This is a genomic window from Chryseobacterium sp. YIM B08800 (assembly GCF_026163565.1).
GTDB lineage: Bacteria > Bacteroidota > Bacteroidia > Flavobacteriales > Weeksellaceae > Chryseobacterium.
In genome coordinates, this window is sequence record NZ_JAPDKN010000054.1 from 1 (window position 1) to 20,697 (window position 20,697).

A 20,697-nucleotide genomic window follows, 5' to 3' on the forward strand; every position below is an offset into this window, starting at 1 on the left:
AATTTATAAATCTGTCTTTCTTAATACAAACTTACCATTGCAACGGCATCCTTTTTCTGAAATGGCTTGAAAAAAGCGCTGGCGAAAAAGATATAGTGGAAAGCGGGATTAAGCTCCTAAAATTAAAATAGTTACTTATTCTGAAAATTACTAATTATTTATTACTCATTACTTATATTTTAAAAGCAGTGCCTTTTACAGCACTACTCTTTTAATCATTTCTACTGCAGATTTTTTGTCCTCCAAAGCATTCAATACATCAAAAATTTTGTCGGACCAACCTGCGATAAGATAGACATCATTTTTTCTGACATCCAACGGTGGTTTTCCGTAACCTGCCAAATCAAACAGATACAATTTTGCATTCGGATTGATCTTTTTGTATCGGCTCCAAGAGTTTTCTAAAGCGTTGGTAAATCCACCGGTATCCCACATTTGAGTATCGGTAAACAACATAATTTTGTCAACAATTTCTCGCTTGTTGATTAAATCTTCAAGCACAACATGACCGTTTGTGGAATACCCCACTTCACCTTCTCTTTTGTAGAATGCATCTACGTTTCTCAGGATACCGTTTTTCGGCATCGGAACTCTTTTCCAACGGTCACCAAACATACCTGTAATCACGTTTTTGCACTGCGACTGCAACATCATCGACATTAGCAGACCGATATCGTACAACAAAACTTTAGATCTCGGAGAAATTGGCTGTTGCATCGAACCCGAAACGTCTGCTGCAATCACTACCGAAGTTTCGAAGCCAAAACCTTTGATGTTTTTTGCACTCACAATCACCGCATCTTCCAATGCTTCCAGGATCGATGACAAATAAGGTGAATCGATTGCTTTCAATTCTCTATACGCCGCCAAAAATCTGAATGGCAATTGTTTTGAGTTTTTTACCGCTTTTTCATCTGACAAATAGTTGCACACTTTGTACATCGCATCAGAAGAAACTTGGGCTTCTAAAATATTTCTAAGGTTTCTCAAAGTCGCCATATAACCCAACTTGTTGCTGAAAATCAATTCTTCCCATTTGTTTTTGAAAGCTGATTTTCTTTCCGCATCATCGGCAAATTTTGTCTGACCCAACATTGAAAGTTCAACTTCCCAAGTATAAGGAGTTTCCAACGAGTCGTTGACGATCTTGTTGAAAATTGCCTGCTGATTTTCATCTTTTGCTTTTGGGTGAACCAAAAACAAAGCATCCTTCAAAGTCACTTCTGCTTTTCTGTTGTATTTTGCGAATTGGTATTCATCAAATTTATTGAATGATTTAACCAAACCTTTCTGTATTTGTTTTGAAAGTCGGTTCAATTTTTTAGTTTCTGTTCTTTCGTTTGCCAATTGGTAATATGCCAACAATTCGGTGATTTCATCAGCTCTTTGGATAACTCCGTCAACGGTTTTGCTTACCAAGTCTGTACCTGAAGTTTGTTTCGCCAATTCGGTCGTCAAAACCAATGGAATTGAACGCAAATACATTTCTTTTCTCGCATAAACTGCCAGTTTTGCAACGAAATCCGGGTCATTTTTCTGAATCAGAGATTGGATTCTCGCCAATCTGTCATTTCCTTTTTCATAAGTTGCGTTTGATAATCCTGTTGTAACAACAGCACTATATAGTTCTTCTGCAGGTGTCATTTTGTAAGCTTTTGCACCTTCGTAATTCATTACTACGTTATTTGATCTTCTTAAAAAATTAAATTTCATGGTTACTGTTTTTTTAGTTAAACATTTTGGAGGATTATCACTTCCTCTCTGATTTCTTATGCAAAGTAAGAATGGTATTGCGCAGTGTTTTTGCGTAGCAAAATTTTTATGAAAAAGTTTTTATTTTTTTGATTTTAAACACGAATATCACGAATTTTCACACGAATGAAACTAATAATTTTTGTTTGTGGAATTGGTGAAAATATTGGTGTGATTGGTGTTTAGAAAAAATCTATCATTCATTTTATATAAAGGAATTGGAACGGTGATATTTTTGAAAATCTCTTTTCTAGCTTTGTGTACATTAAAATTTAAACGATGATTAAAGGATTATATGAAACTCACGTTCAGGTAAGCAACTTGGAAAATGCTATTCGATTTTATACTGAAGCTTTAGGATTAGAGTTTGCTCATAAAGATGAAACCCGTCCCATTGCTTTTTTATGGATTGGAAAAAATAAAGAATCTATGCTTGGATTGTGGGAACAGAAAGAAAATTTACAGACAAGACATTTTGCTTTTACGGCTGATAAAGAAGATATTTTGAATTACTCGGTTGAGTTTTTAAAAGTTAAAAATTTAAAACCTTACAACTTTCTGAAAGATGGCATTGACAAACCAATGGTTTTCGCATGGATGCCGGCTTTGGCGATTTATTTTAATGACCCTGATGGAAATCAGTTAGAATTTATTTCGATTTTGGAAGGTAACGCAAAACCTGAGCTGGGAGTACTTTCTTATGAGGAGTGGTTAGAGAGGAAATAAAAAACTCCCTTCAAAGAGGGAGTCTAATAATTATTCTGTAGAACATTAATAATATCTTTTAATTCATCTTCTTTATCTGTAAAATAAAATTTCAATTCCTGATAAATGAATTCATTAATTTCACTCTTAACTTTTGGAGTTCCTAATTTCCATCGTGTAGAACCTAAAAAAGAAAGTTTACCATTAACTGAAGCGTATAACAAGAGATGATTTTTTAATTTTGTGTTTGAAATGTTTAGCTTCAAATTACTCTTCACAGCTTCTTCTTTTAAGAATTTTTTGAACCCTTGTAAAATCCCATTCAAAAGAGACCCACCTAAAATTGTTTCTTTATAATTAGCATAAACTTTAATTCTTGGTTTTAAACTCAAACCTCCAACAAAAGCTAGTGATAATGAATATGAAAAATCTGTTTTTTCATTAAGATTTAATTTAAAAAAAGGAGAATTATATCTATAATTTTCCTCTATTTCAAAATCGATTATTTCAGATAAACCTTTTGGATAATGAAAAATATTGATCTGTAATTCATTTGATGATTCATCAATGCTTTTGATTTTAAGTTCTGAATTTAAAAAACTAAATCTTCTTAATAAGGTATTTAAATGCGGGTAACTTAAATTTAAATTTTTAAAAATATCTTTATCAATTGTAAAATCAAATTTTATTTTACGAGCATCATCATTAATAATTTCATTTTCAATTTTAAATATTCCCTTATTAGAAGTTAAAACAAAATTATCATTAATTTGAATTTCCAAAAAATCAGACAAAGCAACAAGACAGGTTATCGAAAGGTAGAAATGTGAATCTTTGTAATTATTAATGTTCTTAATTGCATCTGATACTAAAGTTGAGCTTTTAGTACCTTTACTCTCTATAATAACACGATTATTTTCATACAATATACAAGTGACTTCATAAAACTCTATTGCTATAAAATCCTGAATTAAATAGTGAATTAATTCATTAAATCCCGAATTATCTAAAGCTCCAATATACATTCCCGGTCGCTTCCTGATATGTTCTAAAACATTATAATTCTCAGTCATAGATAAAAAAAATCCTTCTAAATATACGAATTTCAAAAGGTTTTATTAAATTTTGACTACAATTTTTTCAAACACCAAAATAGAATCTTGGCAATGTTCTTCACATCGTCAATTCCTCTGTGATGGGTTCCTTCCAAAGAGAATTTCAATTCTTTCAAAGCCCTGTCCATTCCTACACTTTTTCTGATTGGATGCAGTTGAGCGAATAAAGTTTTCACATTAATATGGTCATCACTCAAAGGATAATCGACCTTGAATTTTCTTGCCTGATTTTGAAGCATATTCAAATCATAATTTCCATAACTTGCCCAAGTCAGGTCTTCGGGATTATATTCTTCTCTAAGAATATCCAAAGCATCTTCCAGCAAAATCCCTTCTTCATCAAGCATTTGTTGTGTAATAGAAGTCAGTTCCGTACAAAACGGACTCACTTTTGAGTATTGAGGTTTCACTAGAATTCCTTCATTTTGCGAAATCTTACCGGTTTTTGCATCCATTATGCAAACTCCTATTTCTATGATTTCACTTTCCTGGCCTCTCGGCGGTCGGTCATTCCAACACGTGGCTTCGAGGTCTATAATTAATATTTTATCTGTTGTTTTCATTTGTTTAAAAAAGTTAATTGTTAAAGGAAGGTAGATGCGGGAAGATGGAAGTTTTTACAGTACGCAATTTACTTCCAGCCTCCAGCTTCAGACTTCCAGCCCAAAATCACTGCAAAATCTCTCTTAAAATTTTGGCAGCGTTGTAAGCATCGTCTGCTCCGCTGTGATGATTTCCTTCAAAATCCATATTCATATATTTCAGAGCTCTTTTTAAGCCCATCATTTTGTGAAATCCGATATGATTTTTGAATTGATACATCACATTAATATAATTTTCTGAGAAAGGATTTTCGATTCCGAGATAATCGCATTGTTCAATAATCTGTTCTTTATCAAAATTTCCAAAACCAGCCCAAGTAAGCGGAATTGATTGATATTCTCTTTTGATTTTTTCACAGGCTTCTTCGAAATAGATACCTTTTTCTTCAATTAATTGCGGAGTTATTCCAGTGAGTTCTGTACAAAATTTATTGATCTTAGACCTTTCAGGAATTACATAAATGCTTTGTTTTTTGGAAATTGCTTTTGTTGTTCTGTTTAATTCGCAAATTCCGATTTCTATAATATCGACTTTTTGTCCGGCGGGAATTCTGTCGTTTTCCCAACATGTGGCTTCCAAATCGATGATTAATATTTCATTGGTTGTTTTCATTTTACTATTTTATTACACATTTTTTCATTCATCTGCATTTGGTTTTCATTGGAGGAGAAGCGGGAGAAATACCCTAAAGAAGAATTGGTGTTGCTGCTAAAGCTCTGCAAAGATAAAACCACCAGTACGCATTCTATTTACGCAGTAAAAAATAATTTCAAAAAAAACTCCCCGAAGGGAGCAATTCTAATTTCGTGGAGCAAAAGGCGGTGTCCATTTCTTTTTCTTCATCAATTCTTTGATTTCTTCATAAGAAACAGGATAAAAATTATGACAATCAACACCTACATCAATGCTCAAACTCATTTCGTCATCAAGCAAAGTTCCGTGTGAATGACCGTATAATTGCCATGTTCCGTGGTGAGAACCGTTCCAGGTACGCATTGCGTAATGAAAAAGCATGATTTTCTGTTTGCCCATTTTATGACTTTCGTCTTCCACATAAAGTTCGTGGTAATCTTTAATCCACTCAAATCTTTCCGGAACCCGAAGCGCAGAATATTCATGATTGCCTTTTATCAGATGAATTTTTCCATTTAATCTATCTAAAATTTCTTTCGTGAAATCTGGTTTTCCTAAACTTACATCGCCCAAGTGATAGACTATATCATCTTTTCCTATTTTTTCGTTCCAACGTTTGATGAGTTGCTCATTCATTTCTTCCATCGACTCAAAAGGCCGCTCGGAGAATTTTATAATATTGGCATGACCGAAATGATGATCTGCCGTAAAAAATATATTTGGTTGCATTTTTTTTTAAATTTTTAATTGTTTGTTACTTAACCACAAAAATTTTACTAAATGTTTGTCATCCTGAAAAAATCTAAATATAGATTGCTAAAATCTTTTTCTAAAACTTTTGTTTAGCTTCCTCAAGAGTGACAAACGTTGTGAAAATGTTTTAGTTTAAATTTAGTAATTAACCAATTTTCGGCTCTAACTTACCAAAACTAAACTTTCACGGTCATCAACTCTTCTTTTACAACATCAATGACTAAAGAATTCAATTTTTTATTGATTCTTTTTTGCTCTTCTTTTTCTATAGTTGTGAAAGCTTTCGGTAAATCTTTTTCAAAATCTTCTAAAATATCCTTTGAAAAAAGACCAATCACCTTTCCAATCATTTTTGGTTCAAATTCACAAATCTTGCTGATAACGTTATTCAATCTGTTTGCAGTGGCATATTTTGAGATTTCATCCCAAATATTCTGAGCATTTTCGCTGAAGCGAACTTCTTTTTGAACTGGTCTGTCTTTTCTAATCATTTTAGATTTCTCCGTCCATTTTTCATTTTTATTTTTCAAAATGATTCTTGAACCGTTTCCAAAATATCTAGTTTTCAAAGTTTTGATGATCGTTCCTTCACAAATATTGTTCTCAATTTCAGGTAATCCCAACCAAGTCGGAATTTTAGAATCGAAATCATTCGGAAACTTCAAAGCCTCTTCCAAAGTTCCTTGAAACAAGATCTTTGCATAGAAAAATCCGGTTTCATCGAAAATTTGGTTGACTAAATCTGTATCCAAATAAGTAGTTCCATTTAATTTAATATCGAATGCATAAAATTCATTGTAAGGAGAGTATTCGACACCTTTTTGAACTTTTATTGCATCTTTTACAGAGTTAACTTCTTTATGTTTGTAACCACCACCGAACAATTCACCGTAGATAACCACAGTTTCAATATCCGAATAAATGGTTTTTAATTTTTCGAACACTTCAATCACATTTTTTCTGTAACGTTCTAAAATCTGATGTGCATTGAAGAATTTTTCATCCTTTTCGATGAAAGCAGTTCTTTTTGCTATTTTAATTTCCTTCCCATCGGTGAAGAAAGAGAAATTTGCACCGTGAACTTTTTCCTGCACGATGAAAACTTCTTCCCAAAAACCCTGCAACCTAATCTGATCGATGATGCGGGTTTGGTAAGCATTTTCTATAGAGTTATATGTTTTGAAAATCATTTTTTTATTTTTTTTATTTTAACCACAAAAGGGACAAAAGTTTTTTAACACTTTAGTTTTTTTTAGTTTAAAACTTTGAAAATATTTAGTTCACATAAGAGAAAATCAAAGATTTTCAAAAACTTAAGTTTTAAAATTTCGTAGTTCAAAATAGTTCTGATACATTATTTTTCATCTGAGTAACGTGCCTTTGAGCATGAAGTGAGAGAAAATAAATGTATTCATACACATTGATTTTTCCCAGTTCATTCACTGTCATTGTCGTTTTGCAAAGAAGACCTTCACCGTTTTTCATCAAGTCTAAATAATTTAAACATTGATAATATTGTTGAGAAATTAAACTTCTGATTTCATTTAAATTTAATTCTCCTTTCGGTTCCATGTGTTCCGGTCTTATCCATGCAAAAGCACCATATTCACCTACTTTTTCAAATTTTTCCACCTCGAAACTGTAATTTTTTATTTCAAGATTTAAATCAAGACTTTGATAATTTCGCATTGCTTTTTTTGAACCTTTTTCAATTAAAATCAACAAATAAAAGTTCGTAAGATAAATATGTTCTAAAATCTGCCGAACCGTCCAACCTCCGTTTGAAGGTTGATGATTCAAAATAGCTTTATCTTTTTCAAACCAATTGTCAACCTCATCGAAGCTGAGTTTCAAATGCGTTCTTATATTTTGAATTAATCTAAAAATATCCATTGCTTTAATTTTTTAAAACTTGATACAATAATTTCGCTGTGTTAAAAGAATCATCTGCACCATTATGATTACTCCCTTCAAATTCTATATTTCTTGCCTGAAGTTCTTTCAATAGTCCAATTGGCTTTTCACCAATCATTAAACTTATCAATACCTTCAAATCAAGATACGTTTCACTAAAGGGAAATTTAACATCAAATTCTTGGCATTGACTTTCCATAATTGATTTGTCAAATCCACCATAACCGGCGTATGTTCTTCGTAATGAATTGTATCTGTTTTTGATATTTGAACAGGCTTCTTTAAAAGAAACCCCTTCTTTTTCTAACTTTTCAGGCGTAATTCCTGTCAATTTTGTACAATACTCGCTTACTTCCGATTGTGTCGGTTTTATCAAATAACTTCTTTTGTCTTCGATACTTCCATCTGACATATTGAGTTTACAAATTCCGATTTCGATAATTTCTTTTTTTTGATCTTCAGGAGTCTGTCCTTTTTCCCAACAGGTGGCTTCGATATCTATGACAATTACTTTGTCGTATAAAAACATTTTAATTTATTTTTTAGATGGATGCTAGAAGCTGGATGAGGGAAGCTAAATTCATACTCTTAAGAAACTTCCATCTCCCATCATCCCACTTCCAGCTATTTTACACCATCATATCAGCACAATTTGAACTTGCGAATGCGTAAGGTTTTGCTTTAAACACATATCCCATTCCCAGAATGTAACCCATTGCGTCTCTCAAAGCGACGTTGGATTTAAAATCGGGATCGGTGTTAATGTCTGCATGTACCTCCATTTCCACATCATAAGTTTCCAGAATAGAGCAAATGGCATAAGCGATTTCCACAGATTTGTTGACTTCGTTCAGCATACGCTCCTTGATACTGATATTCTGTATTTCTCTTTCTTTTCTGATAAAGGTAAACGCTCCTTTTCCTTCACGAATAAAGACAACTGCCGTAGCATAATTAATGGCATCACCATAAACGTGAGAGTCTGAACCCACACATACTTTCAGTCGATGTCCATTTGCCTGTTCGCGGATGATGGCTTCTTCTACCAATTGTGTGATAGAATGTTGGAAAATTTTTCCCGTCATGTTTTGCCATGTTTGTTGTTGCGTTTCCATTTTTTTTAAGTGTTTTTATGAAAGCTATTTTTTCATTCTTTTTTTGGCTTTCTTCTGTTTAACATTTTTAATTGTGTCTTTGTCATTCATTTCATTAATTTTTCCAACTGCATCGGTAATATCTGCTGCATCTTTTGTTGTTTTCAACCCCTTCCATGCATCTGTTGCAGAGATTCCTTCTCTTTCCAGTGTTCCTGCATTTTTCAGATAACGGGATCCCATGAGCATCGGCTCAGAAAATTCGGCGACTTTAGTACCTGTTTTCATACAAGCTCTGGTCATAGCTCCGATTGAAACCACCGCTATACCAAATATTTTAAAAGTTTCTTTCATGGTTATATTTTTTTGGTTAATAGTATGATTTAAATTGTTGATTCATCAGGACTCGAACCTGAACAACAAGAGTCAAAGTCTTGTGTGCTGACCAATTACACGATGAATCAATTTATAAGTAATGAGTAATAGGCAATTAGTAATATTTTTTGTGTGTAATTTATTACTCATCGCACATTACTTATTACTCATATTTCGTGGAACAGACAGGAATCGAACCTGTACCTTTAGTTTTTCAGACTAACGTGCAGACCTGCTACACCACTCTTCCAAATTTTTATAGGTAATGAGTAATTGGTAATTAGTAATATTTTTTGCGCGTAGTTTATTACTCATTGCACATTAACCCATTACTCATATTTTGCACTCTATAAGGGAATCGAACCCTTGTTTTCTGCTCGAAAGGCAGGCGTCCTGAACCGTTAGACGAATAGAGCGTTCTTGTGAATTGTCAATACAATAGTCAATTAATTTCGTAGTCAATCTTTAAATTCACTTGCATAGCAAAATTCACTATTCACATTTCACTTTTTTTGACCACTAACCAGGAGTCGAACCTGAACAACAAGAGTACATTTCCTGCATGCTTCCTTTACATTATAAGTGGTTTTGTGAAAGTAGTAGGATTCGAACCTACTCAGCAATGAAGCAACAGATTTACAGTCTGCCCCGACTCTCCAACTTCGGCGTACTTCCCTTTCATGAGTAATAAATAATTGGTAATGAGTAATTTTTCAATTATTTTTTAACCTCTAATTTTTTTGAAGAAAAACAAAGCCTGTCTTTTATTTTTTGTTTGATGTAAGAACTTCTTCGCTCGACAAACTTTTCTTTTTCTTCGGAACTAATCTCATTTTAGTTATTTGAGATGGTTATGGGATTCAAACCCACTCAGTTTTCACAACGGTTTTGCAGACCGCCCCGACTCTTCCACTTCGGCGAACCATCGTTTTTATTCTAGTTGTTGGTTGATAGTTGGTAGTTTTTAGATAAAATATCATTTCTAAATTCTAATTTCTAACCTCTAAATTCTTTTCGAAAAAATAAAGCCTGTCTTAATTTTTTGTTTGATATAAGAACTTCTGCGCTGTGACAAACTTTATTTTACATAAAAATTTATATTATGTTTAAAACTTCCCTCATTCCTCTTCAATCTTCCAGTCTCAAAGTGAGTTAAGAAAAAGCCTGTCTATATTTTTGTGTTTTTTTGGCGTAAAGATCTTCTGCTCTCGACAAACCTTTTCTTTTCTCTTTTTGAAACAATTAACATTTAGTTTTGCGATTCCGGAAAGATTCGAACTTTCAACTTCTGGTTTAACAGACCAACGCTCTACCATTGAGCTACAGAATCATTTTGTAATTTCGGAAGGACTCGAACCTTCAACCTTCGGCTTATGAAACCGATACTCTAACCTATTGAGCTACGAAATCTTTTGCACTCCATAAGAGAATCGAACTCTTATCTACTGCTCGAAAGGCAGCCGTCCTAAACCATTAGACGAATGGAGCAAACTGTCTGGAAAGCAAGATTCGAACTTGCGACCTCCCGCGTCCAAGACGGGTAAACAACCACCGTTATCTTTCCAGTTTTGCAGATTCACTTCAAAAATCTTTTCCGAGAGACAGTCGGATCCGAAATTTTCCGTGAATCTTTGCGGTCTATGCCGGAATCGAACCCGCAGTGCCTGAGCGACAGTCAGGCAGGTTAGCCATTACCTCAATAGACCTTTTTTATGTAATCGTGAATTGTCAATCCGCTTTGCTCGTCAATTTTAGATTCACTTGTGAAACAAAATTCACTATTCACAATTCACACTTTGTAATCTCAGAAGGATTCGAACCCTCAACCTTCGGTGTCGTAAACCGACGCTCTATCCAATTGAGCTATAAGATTATATTTTGTAATCCCAGAAGGACTCGAACCTTCAACCTTCGGCGTATCAGACCGATGCTCCAACCCATTGAGCTATGAGATTATTTTAATTTAGTGAATGGTCAATTCGCTTTATTTGTCAATTTTAGATTCACTTACGAAATAAAATTCACTGTTGACCATTCACATTTTGGGGTATCTTCGGGGATCGAACCCTGTTCTCCGGTGCCACAAACCGACGCTTTACCAAATAAGCTAAAGAAACCATAAAAAAAGCGCCTCTTTTCGGGAGGCGCTTTATATTTTTTGACGTGTCGCTACATTAGCTGACCCATTTATATAAGCACCTTTTATCCACAAATTCACTATCAAGAATACACGCAAATCCCATCGGCTCTTGTCCGTCTCGTCCTGAATACTGATTAGATATGTTATGTAATTGTTTCATTATATTCTTGTTGTTTAAAATTGTTTTTTTGAAAAGATCAAAAACGTGTTGCTTTTAATTTTCGGTTGCAAAGTAAGTATGAAATTTTTAAATCTGCAAATTTATTTTTCAATCAACTATTTGAAAATCAATTAATTATATTGAGTTTTTAGAATAAGATATTTCTGTCCGTAATATTTTACAGATATCAATTTTACCTAAATGACTGTCTCTCATTGGTTTTCCTATCACGTCTTATTTTCTAATTATTTGTTCATTGTTGATTAAATTATTTTCACTTTTATGGTTATTTTTTTTCATTCTAAATAATTTCTGCCCTAAAAACACAAAAAACGCCTCGATGATCGAGGCGTTTTCACTATATTTTGATTAAATCTTTACGGGTTTACGGTAAATAATTTTCAAAGCAAGCACATTTCGCCTCATCAGATATCATCCATTCATATCCAAACGATCCCTTTACTACAGGGCGATCGCATAGATTTAAACTGATATGTGCTCTTTGTATTGTCATAATTTTATTGCTGCAAAGATAAATGTTTTTATTAACGTTTTAACATATTTTGTGAGTGATAAGGAAAAATTGATGGCTTTGAGAAACTCAATTTCCAATTTCTCATGATATATTTAATCCTAAATTTTCTTTATTCTTCAAAGAAATTTTAATAAACTTTAATAAATTATTAATTCTAAATTCTATAAACTCTTCAGAATAATTTGTTACTAAACTTATCTCATTAATATTTTCCAAAATAATCTGACAATCTTCGTAAATCATTTGAAGTTCATCCTTAATTATAAAAAGATCAAATTCCTTTAATTTTGGAATAATTAGACATCCAAGATCATTTAATTTTTGGTTTCCCCATAATTCTTTCCGACAAATTTCAAAACCAAACAAATCACTTTCTAATTGAATATCAGAATTATTAAAAGATTCAGATAAATATATAAATGATATAGTAAGACTCATATTAATTTCTAAACATTTTATTTCTCCCTGTTCTGTATCTTGAAATATCTTTTAAAATCACCTCATCTTTTGGATTGAAATGCTTCAGTTCATTGATAATGGAAGAATGATTTTTTATATTTTCGGCAATGATCTCGTAGGCAATATTTCTTGTTATCTCCTGTAATTTTGAATCTTTTTTAAACTCATGCTTCATCGCTTCCAGATAAATTAATTTCTTATCAGCAGGAGTTTTTGCATATAAATCTAAAATTGTATGATTAAGGTCTTCAATAGTATTGATATTTACAAAATAGTTATTCAAGCAATTAAAAGCATCTTTATTTTCTTCCCAACCTTGTAAAAGAATTTTCTGCGCCTCTTCCGGAACATTCATTTTTTTGCGATAAATAAGAGAAGCTTTCACCATCTGATCATTGTTTACGTAGTCATCAACAACCATTTGGTAATAAGAATTCGCATTTTTGGTATCATTAATTTGGATATAAAGATCACCCACTTTTTCTTTTTGCTCAAGCTCTTTATACAGTTCAATCGATTTTTGATATTGCTTTGCTTTTTCAAAACACGATGCAGCCTCTGATTTATTTTTCAATTTTTTAAGGTAAATCACTGCAGCTTCGTTGTACAAACCACCATCTTCAAGCGTTTTTGCGCCACGATAATTATCATTCAGCAAATTCATATAGACTTTTGCAGCTCTTGTATAATCTTTTTCGGCAATATATTTTTCGGCTAATTCTTCGTATTTGTTTCTGATTCTGTCGAACAAAGAATTCTCAAGGTAAAAATTTCCTCCACTACCTTTTCTTCCTGAAGAATTTCCAGATTTTTCTTTATTCTCAAGAGCGATGATCACAAAAAATATAATTACTAAAACGACGATGAAAATGACCAGATTTCCAATAACGCTCCAAAATGTTTTCTGAAAAAACTCAGCGAAAATCGCAATGATTTTAATAATCGCCAAAACTACAAGCGCTCTCAGAAACTTATCGATAAACTTCTGCTTATTCATTCTCTTCAGATTTTAAAATGGTTTTATCTTCTCTGAAAAGTCTGTACAAAAGAAGAGCTACACAAATGATCAATATCCAGACAAACCAATTATAACCAAACATTTCAATGATCGGATAAAAAATATAGCTCAACAAAGCAATCAGAACAACCATGAGGAAGATCTTGATTCCTATCGGAACATTTTCTCCACCGAAATGTATTTTTTTCTTTTTAAAAAGGAAAGAATACAATCCTACAGCTCCTGTCAATAAAACAATCAGCCAAAAAATCTCTGATGCCGAAACTTTTTCAGATCCATCAGTTGTCTCGCCTTTATGACCTTCAAGATAAGCTTGCGAATTTTCGTCCATCTTAGAAACAGGTGGGTCAATGGTTCCGTAAAGTTTGCCTAAAGAGTCAGCCATCAAAATTTGTTTCTTATTGAGTACCATTTTCACAACGCCTTTATCGGCAGGAATTCCGTTGCCTTCTTTTTTGAGAGAATCTGCGATTTTATGTTGCAGTTTTTCGGTATTTTCGGTAATTACTTTTACTATTTTTTTATTGTAAATCGTTTTGAGAGAGTCTTTGGTTTTTTCCTCATCAATTCTATATTTCTCAACATCTTTCACCACATCATCCATCGATTTCCCTCTTGAATATTTCGTGTTTGCAAGTATAAAATCATTCATCAATTGTCCTCTTCGCTTTCTGTAAATAGAATCAATTTTTATATCAATTTCAGTAACTCCGGATTTAAATGCCAGAATTTTTCCGATCGTGTTTTGCTGTTGAACTTTCCCTGAATTCACATGTTCCTCCGTTTCATCTTTCATCAAATGAAATCCGATTCTCGCTACCATAATTAAAATAATAAAAACAAAAAAGATCAAACCGTAATTTCCTGAACCTGAACCTGAACTTTCGCCTGAAGAATTATCACCTCCGCCAAAAAAGTTTTGAAACCAGTTTCCAAATTTGAATTTACCAAACCCATCTCCTCTTGAAGTTCCCATTATATCTAACGGAACCCCCAATTCTACAGCTCTTTCAGGATATTTTTCAATATATTTTAAATATTTTTCTATTTCCTTTTTATTTCCTGCCATTACTTTTTTTATATCAAAAGGCAGGTTTTTCATCCACTCTTCTTCAGTTTGTGGTTTTTGAAGCGCTTCCATCACTTGGTCATCGTCCATTTCCACCATAAAACTTTTAATTTCTTGGGGAATTGTTACTCCGTTTGATGGCTTTCGAATTTTATCTTCTGATTGTTTAGGATAATTAATCAGTGAGATCCAATCGATTTCTTCATTCAATTTCACCAACCCGAACTCGGGATGCATCACCAAAAAATCAGCGTTGATATTTTGCCAGTCTTCAGGATTAAGCTTAGGATAAAAATTAGTGTTTTCAGGAATGAAAAACCTGTCTCCAACACATTGAAAATAAAAATTCTTACCAATTTCAGAAGGTGCCAGATTTTTAAAAATCAAAAAGCATCCATACAAAATATTCGGTTCGTTGGAAGGAATTGGAAATGACCGAACTTCATTTAAAGCAATTCCTAAAATTTCCATTTCGTGCAGCCACGTCAATGGTGAAGAACCTTTTATTAAAAGTCCTTTTTTAAGATAATTGTTTTTCGGAAAAGGTTTAATTCTCAGTTCCATATTCTACAATTTGATGAATAAATGGTTCTAAATATTCCAAAATCATGTCTTCCATTTTTCTTATTTTCAGTAAAGTGGTTTCGGGCAAATAATATTCTGAACCTCCAAATTCTGTATGACTCGCCAAAGCCAAATAGCCAGATTCTGTAGATGGAATATAAAACTCCGGAATATTTTGATTACTGCTTTTAAAAGTCAGCATTCCTCGGGAATCTGTAATAATTTCGCTGCCTTCAGAAAATGTAAATCTATTTTTATTTTGCTGAGCAAAAATCTTCATCGGATATTTATTTCTGTAAAAAACCAATGAGTTATCATAATTCTTGGTCAGTTCATTATTAGAAACTACTAATCCAAATTCAGTATTGATTCCGACATTGTTGAAATTGTTTAAAATTTTAACTCCGCTGTTATTTAGTTTATTGAGTTCAGTTTCAACTTTTGAATTATTTTTTTCAACTGCATAAATGTCATTTATAACTTCAATAGAGATACTTCCTTCTAAGTTTATTTTGTAAACCTCAGAAATTCTTTGTTCAAATAAATAAAAATTTTTATTGAAGAAAGTAAGCTTAAACCACTCTTGAATTTTATGCCCAGACAAATTCAATTCAGAATATTCTCTTGTATTTAAATTTAATTTAGAAATCAATTTTTTATCTGGTTGATAATGGCATAAAACAAATTGATGTTGTTTATTTTTAGCTAAAGCAAACTGACCTTTTGGTCTCACCGAAATATCTTCAAACAAAACCTCACAACCCCGATGAATTTTATACTGATCGTAATAATTTTTATTGTAATAATTATCTGACAAATAAGTTTTTAGCAACTGTTTTTTAGAACTTAAAATAAAAAACTCTCCTTCGTGCAAAAATGTAGCAATTCTGTTTTTTGAAGTTGGAAATAAAATCGGATAATTCAAAGGAACATCTGCTTTTTTGCTTCTCAGAGAAGTGTTTTTTTCTCCTTTTTGATTTTTCTTTGGCGGATTTGCCCATAATTCATTTAAAGGAAGCATGATTTTCTGAACGTGTTTTCTTGTTCCTTTATGATGCTTGTAAAAATTCAATTCGCCTTCTGCGGAAGTTGTCACCAAAAATTTCAGTCGATCCCGATTTTCGTGAATGACTTTTTGAAGCTTTTGATTTTCTAAATTTTCATGATTGGTAATAAAAAAAACTTCCAGATCTTTCTCTGTATGCTCTTCACTAAAAAACTTTTCCAATGACTGAGAAACTTCCAAAACCGGACTTACGATATTGAGATGATCGATCACCTCCTCCACTTTATCAAGCTTTATCGGAATTGAATTTTGTCCTAAAGCAAAAACCTGACACTCTGAATGCGCTTTTGGATGCTTGATAACCGCAATTGCCGATGCAAAAGCCAAAACTTTCGGAGTTCCCCAATTTTTCAGGGAAGTATCTATTAAAATAATTCTTTCAAAAACATTCTCTTCAGGCGGAATTTCACGCTGAATATATAAAGCTTCATTATTTGCGACACGGTTCATAAAAACCTCATCTTCATTGGCAAATTCCGACAAAAGCATTCTGCTGAAATCACCTTTGTTGGTCATATCTGAAACGCCACCAATCGGTTGTTCACCGGGAGAAAGATGACGCATCGGAATTTTTAGCCCGCTCCAGATTCTTTTAATTAAACTTCCAACCTGGAAAGTTTTGGGTTCTTCGATGAGTTCCAGGATAAAATCTTTGTCGGTTTCTATTGTTGTTTCTTCTTCAATAACTTCTTCTTCAATATCAGCAATTTTCAAATTACCTTTCATTACTTGAATAATCATTTGACTTGAAGGAAATTTCTCATTCAAAGCAACCAAGATACCTAAATCTTTGGAAAACTTCGAAACAGTAATTTCTATTTTCTGTGCTGAATCGGCAATTTTTCGTGAATTTCGTAAATATCCATTTAAAATATATTCCGATTGTTTTTCCGAAATATTATTAGATGCATACTTGAATATTGTCTGTAAAAGAAGAACTCTATTTTTTCCTTTTTTATAATTGTGATGGAGAGATTTTAATGTTTCTAAAAATTGAAATGCAGGACGGATCAAATGTTTAACATATTCATGCGCTGCCAAAGGATGTTTTCTGAGATTCGTTTTAATACCTTTTAGATCTAAATATCCTTCATTTGTTGCATATAAAGCTAATAAAAGAGGACTCAAAATTGGCAGCCCGTTAAGTTGAAGCTCCTTCAAGATCTCAATCAGATAAGGTCTATAAACAACAGCCCCAATATTCTGAAACGAAATAAGATTATTTTCATTATAGCCGGTATCGTCCGGAACATCCTCATCCGTTGTCCATTCCCAGAAATAACTTTCGTAAGATTGGAAATATTCTTTTAATTCCATTCTTGTGATTTTTCAGTCAGACGAAATGAGCTTACAGATAGTTTTCTGAAATCTTCTTTTTTGATATTTAAAACACTTCCGTTTTCGCTCCACAAAAGCCAGTCTTCATTGTATTCATTATATTTTCTTTGCAATAAAGAACTCAGATCTTTAAATTCAAAATCAAAACCTGTTGGTAGAAGATGATCATCTTTTAACCAAAAAGTTTCCCCAGGAAAGCTTAATAATGGAGTTCCCATAAACAATGCTTTATCATTAATAACAATCCAACTCAGTTTTTCTAATTTGAATTTTGGTATTGTAATAATCGCTTTTTTAATTTCCGAAATTGAACAAAGCAAAGCCATTGCAGGTTGCTCTTCTTCACTTGGTTTTAATTTAACATCAATCTTTTCATCAATTCCAAAAAAATTATTATTCGAAATAGGAAAAGTGAGCTTTAAGGCTTTATCGATCGGAGTCCACAACAAAGCGGTTCTCATTTTTTTACTCGGAACCAATGCATCTTTTCTGAATAAAAGTCCATCCCTCAATTCATACAAAATAAAATTCGGCAACTGCTGAATTTCCGATGAAGCAGCTTGTTCACCAATAAAACCTTTCAGCCAAATTATCTCTTCATCCATCGCAATCTGAACATTTTTCCAGTCACGAATTGCACCAAGAAAATCTTCATCTGCTTTTGGAAGCTCTGCCCAAAAAGTTTTTATACTGTTTGAAGAATCTTCTGCCATAAACTTTCGATTTCTTGTTGAATGTATTGTTTTTGTTCCGGATTTCTGATCCAGTCGCATCGGGTTTGGAGGTATCTTAATTTATCTTTTATCACGTTTTGTTCCTCAAAACTTAATGTTCCGCTATTCCATTTTTCGATCAGGATTTTTACATCTTTCATCACTTCTTCAGGATCGGGAATTTTATTTTGCAAAGCTTGCGGATGAGATTTCGGATGGTCGTCTTTCTCAATCGTTCTGTTGATAATGCCTTCTAAAATTTCAATCTGCTCTTCGGTATCCCAAATATGTTTCAACACCCATAAATCTGAAAGAATCGCTTCGTTTCTACCACAAATTAAAGCACTTGCCGCAATCAGATTTTGCAATTTCACGGCTCTACGGTCGGAAATCGCAATTCCTGTATTTCTAAGATTGATAATCGTATTTAAATAAACTTCGTAAATAGGTTTCAGATCAATACTTTTACACAAATTCTGAAGCTCCCGGATTTCATCAGAAAAGATTTCGGGAGTTTCTGTTTCTGTTATATTTTCGAGTTTTCTTCCGGCTAAAAGTACCTGCTGAAGAAGATCAGGATTTACATTATCAACATTTACTCTAATTAAAAAACGGTCAAAAAGCGCATTCAAAGCTTCATCTTCAGGAAGCACATTACTTGCGCCGACAAACATCAATGCGGGAAGCTTCCTTGTTTCTTTTCCTCTTTTGAAAATCTTTTCATTCAAAGCCATTAAAAGTGAATTCAGAATTGCCGAATTGGCATTAAAAATTTCATCCAGAAAAACCATTGACGCTTCAGGCATCATGCCTTCTGTGTTGGTTAACAATTCTCCTTCTTTTAATTTTCTGATATCAAAAGGACCAAAAATTTCGTTGGGTTCGGTAAAACGGGTTAAAAGATATTCGAAGTTTTTACCGTCTGTCACCGTATTTGCCAATGTTCTTACAATGGCAGATTTTGCGGTTCCGGGAGGACCATACAAAAATGCATTTTCTCTTGCCAGCAAACAGATTCCGAGCAAATCTACAACGTCATTTTTTCCGACAAAAGTGTCTTTAACAAAGGCGAGAACTTTGTTTAGTTTTTCTATATTTTGAGTCATTTTTTTCTTTATATTTTTTCTTGCATTTACTTTTTAACGCAAAGCGGGCAAAGTTTTTTTTTAACAGCTAACCGTTTTTAAGTTCGCAAAGGCGTTCTACTCAGCCAAGAAATACAAACAGATTAGTTTTCTACTATTTTTAATTCTCTCCAAAAAATATCTTTGTACATCCCAAATTCTGCGATCAATAATTGGTTGATGTAGGGAATTTCTGCAAGCTTATAAGCTTTTTTTTCTACAATTCTTTCAAGATATAATTTTCGGTAGGTTTTGTCTTTTAATTCTTCTTCCCAATTGATTTTTTCAAGATTTAAATCTAATCCAATTCCTGAATAATGAAACTGGTGTAAAATATTTTCCAGCATTTTCGCCAAAGGGTCTGTAGAATCTGCAACCTGAAGCGCATCGAGCAATTGTGGTAAAAACCTCAACGACAAATCTGCAGATAAAATTGCTGAAACATCTTTTTCACCCTGATATTGCGGAATCAGGTTTTCTAAATCTTTCGCTGTGTCTTTTCTTATTAAATACAACTGTGCACTGTGATACAAAATTTTCGCAGCCCAAATGGCAGTTTCTTTATTGAATCTAATCTTATCGGATAAAAACTCTAATCTTTCTTTTTCAAATTCAGATTCGAAAAAATCTTCCGCCTCTTTTTCTTCTTTTTCAGACAGCGTTTTAAGATCTGAAAAAATAGTCAGTGCGCCCTCTTTTCTAAGAAGAAACAAAGTATCTAAAAACGGGGATTTATTTTCCATCATCTAACAAAAATAGAATTATTTTCTTTAATTATTTATGAATTTTAAAACCTTAAACAAGATTTACTTCTTTAATCAACAAAAAACTACAGAATTCTCATTAAATTTATATTAAAATCAATTTCTTATCCTAAATCAATGAATCGGAAATCATTCTTGCCTTAGATTTGCACTATAAATAACAACCAAAAAATAAATACAATGGCTACAAAATGGAATTTAGACCCAGCGCACAGTGAGATTACTTTTAAAGTAAAACACATGATGATTTCTAACATCAAAGGTAATTTTACCAACTTCAATGCAGAAATCGAAGCTGAAGACGATACTTTTGCCAATGCAAAAACTACCGCTACAATTAATGTAGATTCTATCTCTACTCATAATACAGACAGAGATAATCACCTGAAATCTGCAGAATTCTTTAACGCAGAAGCAAACCCAACGATTACTTTTGAGTCTAATGCTCTTAATAATTCTGTAACTGGAAATCTTACGGTAAACGGTATTACAAAACCAATTACTTTGGATGTTGATTTCGGAGGTATCAATGTAGATCCTTGGGGAAATACAAAAGCTGGTTTTTCTTTTGAAGGAAAAATCAACAGAAAAGATTTCGGTCTTAACTGGAATGCAGCTCTTGAAGCAGGTGGTGTAATGGTAAGTGAAGAAGTGAAAATTGCAGGTGAATTGCAGTTTGTAAAACAAGCTTAATTTTAAAATAAGTTTCTGCAAGCCACAAAGCGTGGAATAATGAAATAATTAGTTTTTTAAATCAGAAGGTTCAGGGATTATTAGTTAACCTTGAACCTTTTTTAATCTTA

At 32.9% G+C, this 20,697-nt stretch carries 19 protein-coding genes and 13 tRNA genes; 2 read left to right on the forward strand and 30 right to left on the reverse strand.

All coding sequences use genetic code 11. From position 1 onward, the window contains the following. Positions 1 to 195 precede the first annotated feature (195 nt). Positions 196 to 1,713 carry a TROVE domain-containing protein gene (locus OEW74_RS17045; RefSeq protein ID WP_265429615.1) on the reverse strand — a complete coding sequence of 506 codons (1,518 nt, stop codon included), beginning with the start codon at positions 1,711 to 1,713 and terminating at the stop codon, positions 196 to 198. Positions 1,714 to 2,031: 318 nt separating this feature from the next. Here OEW74_RS17045 and OEW74_RS17050 point away from each other — a divergent pair, with 318 nt between their 5' ends. Beyond that, the gene (locus OEW74_RS17050) at positions 2,032 to 2,478 is read left to right on the forward strand and encodes a VOC family protein (RefSeq protein WP_265429616.1); all 447 of its coding nucleotides are present in this window, start codon (positions 2,032 to 2,034) and stop codon (positions 2,476 to 2,478) included. A gap of 23 nt (positions 2,479 to 2,501) precedes the next feature. Here the strand turns inward: OEW74_RS17050 and OEW74_RS17055 are convergent, their stop codons facing one another. The 29 genes from OEW74_RS17055 to OEW74_RS17195 form a co-directional block, all read right to left on the reverse strand. Next, on the reverse strand, positions 2,502 to 3,566 hold the full coding sequence (locus OEW74_RS17055) for a hypothetical protein (protein WP_265429617.1): 1,065 nt from the start codon (positions 3,564 to 3,566) through the stop codon (positions 2,502 to 2,504). A 20-nt stretch (positions 3,567 to 3,586) separates the two neighbouring features. After that, positions 3,587 to 4,135, reverse strand: a complete 549-nt coding sequence (locus OEW74_RS17060) for a 3'-5' exonuclease (protein ID WP_265429618.1) — start codon at positions 4,133 to 4,135, stop codon at positions 3,587 to 3,589. A 106-nt stretch (positions 4,136 to 4,241) separates the two neighbouring features. Then, positions 4,242 to 4,787, reverse strand: coding sequence for a 3'-5' exonuclease (locus OEW74_RS17065; RefSeq protein ID WP_265429619.1), 546 nt, complete (start codon positions 4,785 to 4,787; stop codon positions 4,242 to 4,244). Between the two features lie 186 nt (positions 4,788 to 4,973). Then, complete coding sequence (locus tag OEW74_RS17070; RefSeq protein WP_265429620.1) at positions 4,974 to 5,537, reverse strand: metallophosphoesterase family protein; 564 nt, start codon at positions 5,535 to 5,537, stop codon at positions 4,974 to 4,976. 200 nt (positions 5,538 to 5,737) lie between these two features. Continuing rightward, on the reverse strand, positions 5,738 to 6,751 hold the full coding sequence (locus OEW74_RS17075) for an RNA ligase, Rnl2 family (protein ID WP_265429621.1): 1,014 nt from the start codon (positions 6,749 to 6,751) through the stop codon (positions 5,738 to 5,740). A gap of 145 nt (positions 6,752 to 6,896) precedes the next feature. Continuing rightward, positions 6,897 to 7,454, reverse strand: a complete 558-nt coding sequence (locus tag OEW74_RS17080) for a DinB family protein (RefSeq protein WP_265429622.1) — start codon at positions 7,452 to 7,454, stop codon at positions 6,897 to 6,899. A 4-nt stretch (positions 7,455 to 7,458) separates the two neighbouring features. Continuing rightward, positions 7,459 to 8,004: a 3'-5' exonuclease gene (locus OEW74_RS17085; RefSeq protein WP_265429623.1), complete on the reverse strand. Its 546-nt coding sequence runs from the start codon at positions 8,002 to 8,004 to the stop codon at positions 7,459 to 7,461. Between the two features lie 100 nt (positions 8,005 to 8,104). After that, on the reverse strand, positions 8,105 to 8,590 hold the full coding sequence (locus OEW74_RS17090; RefSeq protein WP_047438062.1) for a ribonuclease H-like YkuK family protein: 486 nt from the start codon (positions 8,588 to 8,590) through the stop codon (positions 8,105 to 8,107). 24 nt (positions 8,591 to 8,614) lie between these two features. After that, positions 8,615 to 8,923, reverse strand: a complete 309-nt coding sequence (locus OEW74_RS17095) for a hypothetical protein (RefSeq protein ID WP_265429624.1) — start codon at positions 8,921 to 8,923, stop codon at positions 8,615 to 8,617. A 37-nt stretch (positions 8,924 to 8,960) separates the two neighbouring features. Then, positions 8,961 to 9,033: transfer RNA gene (locus OEW74_RS17100), tRNA-Gln, on the reverse strand. 88 nt (positions 9,034 to 9,121) lie between these two features. Next, positions 9,122 to 9,194, reverse strand: a tRNA-Phe gene (locus tag OEW74_RS17105). Between the two features lie 93 nt (positions 9,195 to 9,287). After that, positions 9,288 to 9,360, reverse strand: a tRNA-Glu gene (locus OEW74_RS17110). 175 nt (positions 9,361 to 9,535) lie between these two features. After that, a tRNA-Tyr gene (locus OEW74_RS17115) sits at positions 9,536 to 9,619 on the reverse strand. A 170-nt stretch (positions 9,620 to 9,789) separates the two neighbouring features. Continuing rightward, a tRNA-Cys gene (locus tag OEW74_RS17120) sits at positions 9,790 to 9,871 on the reverse strand. A gap of 331 nt (positions 9,872 to 10,202) precedes the next feature. Further along, a tRNA-Asn gene (locus OEW74_RS17125) sits at positions 10,203 to 10,274 on the reverse strand. A 6-nt stretch (positions 10,275 to 10,280) separates the two neighbouring features. After that, positions 10,281 to 10,354 (reverse strand) — tRNA-Met (locus OEW74_RS17130). A 5-nt stretch (positions 10,355 to 10,359) separates the two neighbouring features. Beyond that, positions 10,360 to 10,432 (reverse strand) — tRNA-Glu (locus tag OEW74_RS17135). 6 nt (positions 10,433 to 10,438) lie between these two features. After that, positions 10,439 to 10,510, reverse strand: a tRNA-Pro gene (locus OEW74_RS17140). Between the two features lie 68 nt (positions 10,511 to 10,578). Beyond that, positions 10,579 to 10,650 (reverse strand) — tRNA-Asp (locus OEW74_RS17145). A gap of 93 nt (positions 10,651 to 10,743) precedes the next feature. Beyond that, positions 10,744 to 10,817, reverse strand: a tRNA-Arg gene (locus tag OEW74_RS17150). 8 nt (positions 10,818 to 10,825) lie between these two features. Beyond that, a tRNA-Ile gene (locus tag OEW74_RS17155) sits at positions 10,826 to 10,899 on the reverse strand. Between the two features lie 88 nt (positions 10,900 to 10,987). After that, positions 10,988 to 11,061, reverse strand: a tRNA-His gene (locus OEW74_RS17160). Between the two features lie 799 nt (positions 11,062 to 11,860). Then, positions 11,861 to 12,217, reverse strand: coding sequence for a hypothetical protein (locus tag OEW74_RS17165; RefSeq protein ID WP_265429625.1), 357 nt, complete (start codon positions 12,215 to 12,217; stop codon positions 11,861 to 11,863). A 1-nt stretch (position 12,218) separates the two neighbouring features. Continuing rightward, a complete protein-coding gene (locus tag OEW74_RS17170; protein ID WP_265429626.1) occupies positions 12,219 to 13,235 on the reverse strand; it encodes a tetratricopeptide repeat protein in 1,017 nt (338 codons plus the stop codon). After that, positions 13,228 to 14,889, reverse strand: coding sequence for an APC family permease (locus tag OEW74_RS17175; RefSeq protein ID WP_265429627.1), 1,662 nt, complete (start codon positions 14,887 to 14,889; stop codon positions 13,228 to 13,230). Before OEW74_RS17175 ends, OEW74_RS17170 begins: the two co-directional genes overlap by 8 nt. Continuing rightward, positions 14,873 to 17,272, reverse strand: coding sequence for a hypothetical protein (locus tag OEW74_RS17180; protein WP_265429628.1), 2,400 nt, complete (start codon positions 17,270 to 17,272; stop codon positions 14,873 to 14,875). The genes OEW74_RS17175 and OEW74_RS17180 overlap by 17 nt, the downstream gene beginning before the upstream one ends. After that, positions 17,263 to 18,006: a hypothetical protein gene (locus OEW74_RS17185; protein WP_265429629.1), complete on the reverse strand. Its 744-nt coding sequence runs from the start codon at positions 18,004 to 18,006 to the stop codon at positions 17,263 to 17,265. The genes OEW74_RS17180 and OEW74_RS17185 overlap by 10 nt, the downstream gene beginning before the upstream one ends. Further along, positions 17,979 to 19,112, reverse strand: coding sequence for an AAA family ATPase (locus OEW74_RS17190; RefSeq protein ID WP_265429630.1), 1,134 nt, complete (start codon positions 19,110 to 19,112; stop codon positions 17,979 to 17,981). The genes OEW74_RS17185 and OEW74_RS17190 overlap by 28 nt, the downstream gene beginning before the upstream one ends. A gap of 122 nt (positions 19,113 to 19,234) precedes the next feature. Beyond that, positions 19,235 to 19,873 (reverse strand): hypothetical protein, encoded by a 639-nt coding sequence (locus tag OEW74_RS17195; RefSeq protein WP_265429631.1) that lies wholly within the window; start codon positions 19,871 to 19,873, stop codon positions 19,235 to 19,237. Positions 19,874 to 20,074: 201 nt separating this feature from the next. Between OEW74_RS17195 and OEW74_RS17200 the strand changes: the two genes are divergently transcribed. Next, a complete protein-coding gene (locus tag OEW74_RS17200) occupies positions 20,075 to 20,587 on the forward strand; it encodes a YceI family protein (protein ID WP_102979741.1) in 513 nt (170 codons plus the stop codon). Positions 20,588 to 20,697 lie beyond the last annotated feature (110 nt).

Bases quoted from the DNA above. Each gene is read 5' to 3' on its own strand.
- OEW74_RS17045 (WP_265429615.1), bottom strand. From the start codon at position 1,713: ATGAAATTTAATTTTTTAAGAAGATCAAATAACGTAGTAATGAATTAC.
- OEW74_RS17050 (WP_265429616.1), top strand. From the start codon at position 2,032: ATGATTAAAGGATTATATGAAACTCACGTTCAGGTAAGCAACTTGGAA.
- OEW74_RS17060 (WP_265429618.1), bottom strand. From the start codon at position 4,135: ATGAAAACAACAGATAAAATATTAATTATAGACCTCGAAGCCACGTGT.
- OEW74_RS17065 (WP_265429619.1), bottom strand. From the start codon at position 4,787: ATGAAAACAACCAATGAAATATTAATCATCGATTTGGAAGCCACATGT.
- OEW74_RS17070 (WP_265429620.1), bottom strand. From the start codon at position 5,537: ATGCAACCAAATATATTTTTTACGGCAGATCATCATTTCGGTCATGCC.
- OEW74_RS17075 (WP_265429621.1), bottom strand. From the start codon at position 6,751: ATGATTTTCAAAACATATAACTCTATAGAAAATGCTTACCAAACCCGC.
- OEW74_RS17080 (WP_265429622.1), bottom strand. From the start codon at position 7,454: ATGGATATTTTTAGATTAATTCAAAATATAAGAACGCATTTGAAACTC.
- OEW74_RS17085 (WP_265429623.1), bottom strand. From the start codon at position 8,004: ATGTTTTTATACGACAAAGTAATTGTCATAGATATCGAAGCCACCTGT.
- OEW74_RS17090 (WP_047438062.1), bottom strand. From the start codon at position 8,590: ATGGAAACGCAACAACAAACATGGCAAAACATGACGGGAAAAATTTTC.
- OEW74_RS17095 (WP_265429624.1), bottom strand. From the start codon at position 8,923: ATGAAAGAAACTTTTAAAATATTTGGTATAGCGGTGGTTTCAATCGGA.
- OEW74_RS17165 (WP_265429625.1), bottom strand. From the start codon at position 12,217: ATGAGTCTTACTATATCATTTATATATTTATCTGAATCTTTTAATAAT.
- OEW74_RS17170 (WP_265429626.1), bottom strand. From the start codon at position 13,235: ATGAATAAGCAGAAGTTTATCGATAAGTTTCTGAGAGCGCTTGTAGTT.
- OEW74_RS17175 (WP_265429627.1), bottom strand. From the start codon at position 14,889: ATGGAACTGAGAATTAAACCTTTTCCGAAAAACAATTATCTTAAAAAA.
- OEW74_RS17180 (WP_265429628.1), bottom strand. From the start codon at position 17,272: ATGGAATTAAAAGAATATTTCCAATCTTACGAAAGTTATTTCTGGGAA.
- OEW74_RS17185 (WP_265429629.1), bottom strand. From the start codon at position 18,006: ATGGCAGAAGATTCTTCAAACAGTATAAAAACTTTTTGGGCAGAGCTT.
- OEW74_RS17190 (WP_265429630.1), bottom strand. From the start codon at position 19,112: ATGACTCAAAATATAGAAAAACTAAACAAAGTTCTCGCCTTTGTTAAA.
- OEW74_RS17195 (WP_265429631.1), bottom strand. From the start codon at position 19,873: ATGGAAAATAAATCCCCGTTTTTAGATACTTTGTTTCTTCTTAGAAAA.
- OEW74_RS17200 (WP_102979741.1), top strand. From the start codon at position 20,075: ATGGCTACAAAATGGAATTTAGACCCAGCGCACAGTGAGATTACTTTT.